The 8,012-nt window shown below is 59.4% G+C and carries 8 protein-coding genes; 6 read left to right on the top strand and 2 right to left on the bottom strand.

The genetic code is table 11. The features are described from left to right. Window positions 1-475: 475 nt before the first annotated feature. Window positions 476-1,189 carry a phosphonate utilization transcriptional regulator PhnR gene (gene phnR / locus AC1DIG_RS07660; protein ID WP_054593517.1) on the bottom strand — a complete coding sequence of 238 codons (714 nt, stop codon included), beginning with the start codon at window positions 1,187-1,189 and terminating at the stop codon, window positions 476-478. 349 nt (window positions 1,190-1,538) lie between these two features. Between phnR and AC1DIG_RS07655 the strand changes: the two genes are divergently transcribed. The 6 genes from AC1DIG_RS07655 (at window position 1,539) to AC1DIG_RS07630 (ending at window position 6,935) form a co-directional block, all read left to right on the top strand. Beyond that, window positions 1,539-2,615: an ABC transporter substrate-binding protein gene (locus AC1DIG_RS07655; RefSeq protein WP_477766785.1), complete on the top strand. Its 1,077-nt coding sequence runs from the start codon at window positions 1,539-1,541 to the stop codon at window positions 2,613-2,615. Between the two features lie 186 nt (window positions 2,616-2,801). Further along, window positions 2,802-3,608, top strand: a complete 807-nt coding sequence (locus AC1DIG_RS07650; protein WP_477766784.1) for an alkaline phosphatase family protein — start codon at window positions 2,802-2,804, stop codon at window positions 3,606-3,608. Then, window positions 3,605-4,450 (top strand): ABC transporter permease, encoded by an 846-nt coding sequence (locus AC1DIG_RS07645; RefSeq protein ID WP_477766783.1) that lies wholly within the window; start codon window positions 3,605-3,607, stop codon window positions 4,448-4,450. Before AC1DIG_RS07650 ends, AC1DIG_RS07645 begins: the two co-directional genes overlap by 4 nt. After that, window positions 4,437-5,237 carry an ABC transporter permease gene (locus AC1DIG_RS07640; protein ID WP_216742609.1) on the top strand — a complete coding sequence of 267 codons (801 nt, stop codon included), beginning with the start codon at window positions 4,437-4,439 and terminating at the stop codon, window positions 5,235-5,237. The genes AC1DIG_RS07645 and AC1DIG_RS07640 overlap by 14 nt, the downstream gene beginning before the upstream one ends. Beyond that, a complete protein-coding gene (locus AC1DIG_RS07635) occupies window positions 5,234-6,238 on the top strand; it encodes an ABC transporter ATP-binding protein (RefSeq protein ID WP_477766782.1) in 1,005 nt (334 codons plus the stop codon). The genes AC1DIG_RS07640 and AC1DIG_RS07635 overlap by 4 nt, the downstream gene beginning before the upstream one ends. 43 nt (window positions 6,239-6,281) lie before the next feature. Continuing rightward, the gene (locus AC1DIG_RS07630; protein WP_477766781.1) at window positions 6,282-6,935 is read left to right on the top strand and encodes an HAD family hydrolase; all 654 of its coding nucleotides are present in this window, start codon (window positions 6,282-6,284) and stop codon (window positions 6,933-6,935) included. A gap of 93 nt (window positions 6,936-7,028) precedes the next feature. Here AC1DIG_RS07630 and AC1DIG_RS07625 read toward each other — a convergent pair whose 3' ends face one another. Continuing rightward, a complete protein-coding gene (locus AC1DIG_RS07625; RefSeq protein ID WP_477766780.1) occupies window positions 7,029-7,991 on the bottom strand; it encodes a zinc-binding dehydrogenase in 963 nt (320 codons plus the stop codon). Between the last annotated feature and the right edge of the window lie 21 nt (window positions 7,992-8,012).

Below are 8,012 nucleotides of genomic sequence, written 5' to 3'. Positions count from 1 at the left end.
TGATCTTGATCCACCCGCCCCTTCGGGAGGCCGAGTGGAGGTGTTCATCAGGGGGTGGGCGCGCAGCGCCGTACGGCGCAGCCGGACACATCGAGAGGAGGTCGTCGCGCAGCAGACCGTAGGCGATGCCCCCTGATGGACACCGGAGCAAGGGAACACCGAGCCTAGGCGAGGTGCCGTACGCTTGGGGCGAAGCGTTTTGCTTACTTTTGGGCGTCTGCAAAAGTGAGTCGCCGTCAGGGCGAAACCCTAAGTGGCCGTTACCGCAGGAATGGATATGTACACCTGAAAGAGATTGGTCGGCTGTCAGGCCGCCATCGCGGGCAAGCCCGCTCCCACAGTAGATCTATGTACACCTGCAAGAGATGGGTCGGCTGTCAGGCCGCCATCGCAGGCAAGCCAGCTCCCACAGTGAACTGTGTACACCTGAAATAGATAGGTCAGCTGTCAGGCCGCAGCAGAAGCGGGAGCAGTTTCAGACCACATCCACCCCGACATGAATCGCATCATGCCGCCAAAACTCCAGGTCACAATCGATCAACCGCCCATGCTGATCATAATTGACCCGCGCAATCCGCAACCCCGGACTGCCCACAGACACCCGGAGTGCAGCCGCCGCATCCACCGACAACGCCGTCGGCACAATCTCGAAGCGCACCCGCCCATAGTGCAAATCGTAATGCCGCGCATACAACTCGGTAATCGACTGATTCAGATCGAACGCCAGAATCCCCGGAAAAAACTGCGGATTCAAATAGTGCTCGACATACAAAACCAACCGCCCATCGATGCGCCGCGAACGGCAGATCTGAATCACACTCGACAACGCCGGCAACTGCAACCAGGCACACACTGCCGCTGACGCCGGTTGCAACCGCGCCGAAATCACCTCGGTCGACGGCACCCGCCCCTGCGCACTGACCATCGCGTGAAAGTGACTGCGCTGCATCAGGTTGTACGCCAGACGCGGTGGCGAAACGAACCAGCCGCGCCGCTCCTCGCGATAAATCTGCCCCTGCGCCTCCAACTGCAACAACGCCTCGCGCACGGTAATCCGCGTAGTCCCGAACAACTCACTGAGCTTGCGCTCGGCCGGCAGCTTGCTCGCAGGTGCCAACAGACCGTGGTCGATCTGCTCCTGGAGCACCTGACCGATAGCTGTCACCGCTTTCGTTGCCTCTTCGCGCATCAACGTTACCTATCTGGACTAGACCAGCACTGTTTCGGGGCAGGACTGCGCCAAAAAACGCGTCCTGAAACGTATTGCAAGCCTAGGCAATACATATGACTGATCGATGACAAAGCCGCCGAACGGCTGATCCAGACCTGTGCAAATAAGCGGCCAAGTCCTTGCAAACCGGCCTTGCGGCCATGGTCTACGCTTACTTCGCAGCACCCACTACCGAGCGAAAAGAATGCGAGCGCGCCTGATACCGACATCAAAGTGTCATCCAGCTCACCTAAATTGGCTCAGGTATTGCTGACCTAGACCAACAAACCGCAAAACGCAGCGTTGAATACGCCCAAAGGAGCTTCGGATGAAACAGCTTTTCCTGGCATCACTGTTAGGCTCGACCATCGCCATGTGCACCGCAGCCATGGCGGCTGATACCGATTTGAAAGCCTTGGAAACCGCTGCAAAAGCGGAAGGCGCCGTCAACAGCGTCGGTATGCCCGATGACTGGGCCAACTGGAAAGGTACCTGGGAAGACCTCTCCAAGAAGTACGGCCTCAAGCACATCGACACTGACATGAGCTCGGCTCAGGAAATCGCCAAGTTCGCTGCCGAGAAAGACAACGCCAGTGCCGACATCGGCGACGTCGGCGCTGCCTTCGGCCCGATTGCGGTCAAGCAAGGCGTGGTTCAACCGTACAAGCCAAGCACCTGGGCGCAGGTTCCGGACTGGGCCAAGGACAAGGACGGCAACTGGGCACTGGCCTACACCGGCACCATCGCATTCATCGTCAACAAAAAGCTGCTGCACGGCTCGGCAGCCCCGACCAAGTGGGCTGACCTGAAAACCGGTAAATACAAGGTCTCCATCGGTGACGTGAGCACCGCTGCACAAGCCGCCAACGGTGTGTTGGCCGCCGCCATCGCCAACGGTGGTGATGAAAAGAACATTCAGCCCGCACTGCTGATGTTCGCCGAAATCGCCAAGCAAGGTCGCCTGTCGCTGGCCAACCCGACGATTTCCACCATGGAAAAGGGTGAAGTCGAAGTCGGCGTGGTCTGGGACTTCAACGGCCTGAGCTATAAAGCCAAGATGGTCAACCCGGATGACTATGTGGTGCTGATCCCGTCCGACGGTTCGGTGAAGTCCGGTTACACCACCATCATCAACAAATACGCCAAGCACCCGAACGCTGCCAAACTGGCGCGTGAGTACATTTTCAGCGATGCCGGCCAAATCAACCTGGCGCGCGGTAACGCCCGCCCGATTCGTGCTGAGACAGACCTGAAACTACCGGCTGATGTGGTGAAAAACCTGATCCCGGCCGCGCAGTACGAAGCCGCCAAGCCCAAGCCGATCACCGACGCCGATGCCTGGGAAAAAACCTCCAAGGCCCTGCCGCAGAAGTGGCAGGAAGAAGTCATCATCAATATGCAATAACGCTGTAGCTCCCACATTGGATCTCTGATGGAGATCCAATGTGGGAGCGAGCTTGCTCGCGATAGCGGAAGGTCAATCAACATCACTGTTGAAGGTAAGTCCGTCATCGCGAGCAAGCTCGCTCCCACACTGGATCGAGTTGAGTTTGAGTTTTCTGAATTCCTGTTTTGCGGAGTTTTTGCCCCCATGAAGCACAACGTCATCCTTGTGGTGCTCGACGGCCTGAACTACGAGGTCGCGCGGCATGCTATGGGACATCTTCAGGCTTATGTCGGCGCAGGACGCGCAGCCCTCTACAAACTCGAATGCGAACTGCCGTCCCTGTCGCGCCCGCTCTATGAATGCATCCTGACCGGCGTCACACCGATCGACAGCGGTATCGTCCACAACAACGTGTCGCGCCTGTCCAGCCAGCGCAGCGTGTTCCACTACGCCACCGCCGCCGGGCTCAGCACCGCCGCTGCGGCCTACCACTGGGTCAGCGAACTGTATAACCGTTCACCGTTCGTGGCTGCCCGCGACCGCCACACCGACAACACTGAACTGCCGATCCAGCACGCGCATTTCTATTGGTCCGATCACTACCCCGATTCGCACCTGTTCGCCGACGCCGAAAACCTGCGTCTGCGCCATGCGCCGAACTTTCTGCTGGTTCACCCCATGAACATCGACGACGCCGGGCACAAGCACGGCCTCGACACGGCGCAATACCGCAACAGTGCCCGCTCAGCCGACATCATTCTCGCCGATTATCTGAAAGACTGGCTCGACGCCGGCTATCAGGTGCTGGTGACTGCTGACCACGGCATGAACAACGACCGTTCCCACAACGGCCTGCTGGCCGAAGAACGTGAAGTACCGCTGTTTGTCATCGGCGATGCCTTCAGCTTCAATCCCCATGCAGCCCCGAAACAAACCGAACTGTGCGGCACTGTCTGCGAGTTGCTGGGTGTTGCCCACGACAAACCTGTGTGCCGGGAGCTGCTCAAGTGAATTCAATCACCCGAGGCAAGTGGCTGGCGGCGTTGTGCCTGGTGCCCTTCGCCATTTTCTTTATCGTGTTCCAGATCGCCCCGCTGTGCTGGGTGCTGATCAACAGTGTGCAATCGGAAGAGTTCGGTTGGGGGCTGGCCAACTTCAACAAGATCTTCAGCTCGAAGTTCTATATGCAGGCGATCCAGTACAGCCTCGAGATCAGCTTCTGGTCCAGCGTGTTCGGCATCGTCATCGCAATCCTCGGCAGTTACTCGTTGCGCCGGGTCGATTCGAAGCTGCGCAACTTCGTCAACGCCTTCGCCAATATGACCAGCAATTTCGCCGGCGTACCGCTGGCCTTTGCGTTCATCATCCTGCTGGGGTTCAACGGCAGCTTCACCATCATGCTCAAGCAGGCGGGGTTCATTCAGGACTTCAACCTGTACTCGAAAACCGGGCTGATCATCCTCTACACCTACTTCCAGATTCCCTTGGGCGTGCTGCTGCTGTACCCGGCATTCGACGCACTGCGTGAAGACTGGCGCGAATCGGCGTCCCTGCTCGGCGCCAACGGCTGGCAGTTCTGGCGACACATCGGCTTGCCGGTGCTGACCCCGGCCTTGCTCGGAACCTTCGTGATCCTGCTGGCCAACGCCCTCGGCGCTTATGCCACGGTTTACGCCCTGACCACCGGCAACTTCAACGTGCTGCCGATCCGCATCGCGGCGATGGTTTCGGGCGACATTTCCCTGGACCCGAACATGGCCAGTGCCCTGGCCGTTGTGCTGGTGGCGTTGATGACCCTGGTGACCGTGGTCCATCAGTTGCTGTTGAAGAGGAGCTACCATGTCTCGCGCTGAACTGGGCCCCGTCGGTGTCTATCACCGGGTCGTGGTTTACCTGCTGTTCGCCATTCTGTTGCTGCCGCTGGCAGGGACGCTGATCTACTCGATCGCCAGCAGTTGGTCGGCCACCGTTCTGCCCAGCGGCTTTACCTTCAAATGGTACATCCAGCTGTGGAGCGATCCGCGTTTTCTCGGTGCCTTTGGCCAGTCACTGCTGGTCTGCGTGGGTGCGCTGATTCTGTCGGTGGTGTTGATCCTGCCACTGCTGTTCGTGGTGCATTACCACTTCCCGAAACTCGATGCGCTGATGAACATCCTGATCCTGCTGCCGTTCGCAGTGCCACCCGTGGTGTCGTCGGTGGGGCTGTTGCAGCTTTATGGTTCAGGACCATTTGCGATGGTCGGCACACCGTGGATTCTGGTCGGTTGCTACTTCACCGTGGCGCTGCCGTTCATGTACCGGGCGATTACCAACAACCTGCAAGCGATCAACCTGAGCGACCTGATGGACTCCGCCCAACTGCTCGGTGCCAGTACCTGGCAAGCGGCGTTCCTGGTGGTATTGCCGAACCTGCGCAAAGGCTTGATGGTCGCATTGCTGCTGTCGTTCTCGTTCCTCTTCGGTGAGTTCGTGTTCGCCAATATCCTCGTCGGCACGCGCTACGAAACCCTGCAGGTCTACCTCAACAATATGCGTAACAGCAGCGGTCACTTCACCAGCGCGCTGGTGATTTCCTACTTTTTCTTTGTGCTGGTTCTGACCTGGGCTGCCAATATCTTGAACAAGGACAAAAGCCAATGAGCTATGTCAGCGTCCAACACCTGCAAAAAAGCTACTCACAAACAGGCTCCGCCGGCACCCCGGTGTTCAGCGACATCAACTGCGAAATCCAGAAAGGCGAGTTCGTCACCCTGCTCGGCCCGTCCGGTTGCGGCAAGTCGACCCTGCTGCGCTGCATCGCCGGGCTGACCGCAGTGGATGGCGGCAAGATCCTGCTCGACGGCCATGACCTGGTGCCGCTGAGCCCGCAGAAACGCGGAATCGGCATGGTATTCCAGAGCTACGCACTGTTTCCCAACATGACCGTGGAGCAAAACGTTGCCTTCGGTTTGCGCATGCAAAAGGTCAATGCCGACGACAGCCGCAAGCGTGTGCTCGAAGTGCTGCAATTGGTTGAACTGACCGACTTCGCCAGCCGCTACCCGCATCAACTGTCGGGCGGCCAATGCCAGCGCGTGGCCCTCGCCCGCTCGCTGGTCACCCGACCACGTTTGCTGCTGCTTGATGAGCCGCTGTCGGCACTCGATGCACGCATCCGCAAACACCTGCGCGAGCAGATCCGGCAGATCCAGCGCGAGCTGGGGCTGACCACGATTTTCGTGACGCACGATCAGGAAGAAGCCCTGACCATGTCCGACCGGATCTTCCTGATGAACCAGGGCAAAATCGTCCAGAGCGGCGATGCTGAAACGCTCTACACTGCACCGGTCGATGTGTTTGCTGCCGGCTTCATCGGCAACTACAACCTGCTCGACGCCGCCAGCGCCAGCAAACTGCTGCAACGCCCGATCAATGGCCGTATCGCGATTCGTCCGGAAGCGATCGAACTGAGCCGCAATGGCGAACCCAATGCGCTGATTCGCAGCCACAGCCTGCTGGGCAACGTGATCCGCTATCGGGTCGAGGCTCGCGGCGTTGAACTGGTGGTAGACGTGCTGAACCGTTCGGCGGCGGACCTGCATGCCGATGGTCAACGTCTGGCACTTTCCATCGATCCTACGGCCCTGTGTGAGGTAGCCTGATGTTTTCGCTGTGCACACTGATGTTAAAGAGAGAGCAGCACTGATGGCTTTGGCAATTTTTGATCTGGACGAAACCCTGATCCATGGCGACTGCGCCTCGTTGTGGAGCGAGCAGATGGTCCGCCTCGGCTGGGTCGACGGCGAATCGTTCCTGCGCCGCGACAAGGAATTGATGGATTCCTACGGCAGGGGTCACCTGGCCATGGAGGACTACATGGCCTTCAGCCTGGAGCCGATGGCCGGACGTACCCCGGAAGAAGTCGAGCACCTTGTGGCGCCGTGGGTCGAGGACGTGATCGAACCGATCATCTTCAGCGACGCCTGCAAAGCCATTGCCGAGCACCGCAAGGCCGGCGACCGGATCCTGGTGATCTCCGCTTCAGGCACACACCTGGTCAAACCCATCGCCGAACGCCTGGGCATCGATGAGATCCTCGCTATAGAGCTGGAAGTGACTCACGGGGTCTACAGCGGCAACACCGTCGGCACCCTGACCTACCGCGAAGGCAAGATCACTCGCTTGCTGGAGTGGCTGGACGCCGAAGAGGAGAACCTTGAAGGCGCGAGTTTCTATTCGGACTCACGCAACGATCTGCCGTTGCTGATCAAAGTCGACCATCCGCATGTGGTCAACCCGGATCCGGTACTGCGTGAACACGCTGAAAAGGCCGGCTGGCCGATCCATCTCTGGAAGTAGCGCCACCGCGTCAACTTCATCGCGAGCAAGCTCGCTCCCACAGGCTCAACGCAATCCTTGTGGGAGCGAGCTTGCTCGCGATGCTTTAAGGCCTCAAACCAGGCTTTCGTTGATCACCAACACCAACTTGCCCGACACCCGGTTGGTCGCAAGTTCGGCAAACGCCGCTTCAGCGTCGCTGATCGGGAAGGTCCTGGCCAGTTGCGGGCTCAGGCGCCCTTCGGCGAACAGCGGCCAGACGTGTTGGCGCAGATCACTCAACAGATCGGCCTTGAACTGTTCGTCGCGGCTGCGCAGGGTCGAACCCAGCAATTGAATCCTTTTGGCCAGCATCGTTGCCAGATCCAGCGGCGCTTCACGGCCGCCCATCAAGCCGATCAACACCCAACGACCGTCGAGCGCCAGCAACTTCAGGTTCAGTGCGGCATAGTTGCCACCGACCGGATCGAGGATCACATCGAACGGCCCCAGGTCACGCAATCCCTCCAGCCCATCCGTGCGCACCACCCCGCCTTGCGCACCCAGCGCCTCGCAGTAGGCCAACCGATCCGCCGAACCGACGCTGACCCAGCACGGGTTGCCAAATGCCTTGCATAGCTGAATGGCAGCTGAACCAACTCCACTTGCCCCGGCGTGCAGGAGAACTTTCTCACCCGGCTTGAGCGCAGCCAATTGGAACAAATTCAGCCAGGCGGTGCTGTAGACCTCGGGCAACGCTGCCGCTTCGACCAACGACAAGCCTTCGGGCGCAGGCAATACGTGACGGCCATCGACCACCACTTCTTCGGCCATCCCACCACCCGCCAGCAGTGCGCAGACCCGGTCTCCGACCTGCCACGACGACCCGGCGCCGACCTCGCTGATCACGCCTGAACACTCAAGGCCCAGCACCTGGCTGGCTCCTGGCGGTGGCGGATAGAGCCCCGCTTTCTGCAATAAATCGGCTCGATTGAGGCCCGCTGCCGCCACTCGAATGCGAACTTGTCCTACGTCACACGTCGGACTGGGCGCTTCAACCCACTCCACTCGACCTTCAACGCCTTGCAATGCTTTCACAGTGCCTCCATAGTGAGTCTG

This window comes from Pseudomonas sp. 05N431 (assembly GCF_056397005.1).
The sequence above is the reverse complement of the archived record's forward strand: the minus strand, read 5'-3'. Positions and strand labels throughout refer to the sequence as shown.

Coding starts and splice junctions, on each gene's coding strand:
- phnR (WP_054593517.1), bottom strand. CDS start 1,189: ATGCGCGAAGAGGCAACGAAAGCGGTGACAGCTATCGGTCAGGTGCTC.
- AC1DIG_RS07655 (WP_477766785.1), top strand. CDS start 1,539: ATGAAACAGCTTTTCCTGGCATCACTGTTAGGCTCGACCATCGCCATG.
- AC1DIG_RS07650 (WP_477766784.1), top strand. CDS start 2,802: ATGAAGCACAACGTCATCCTTGTGGTGCTCGACGGCCTGAACTACGAG.
- AC1DIG_RS07640 (WP_216742609.1), top strand. CDS start 4,437: ATGTCTCGCGCTGAACTGGGCCCCGTCGGTGTCTATCACCGGGTCGTG.
- AC1DIG_RS07635 (WP_477766782.1), top strand. CDS start 5,234: ATGAGCTATGTCAGCGTCCAACACCTGCAAAAAAGCTACTCACAAACA.
- AC1DIG_RS07630 (WP_477766781.1), top strand. CDS start 6,282: ATGGCTTTGGCAATTTTTGATCTGGACGAAACCCTGATCCATGGCGAC.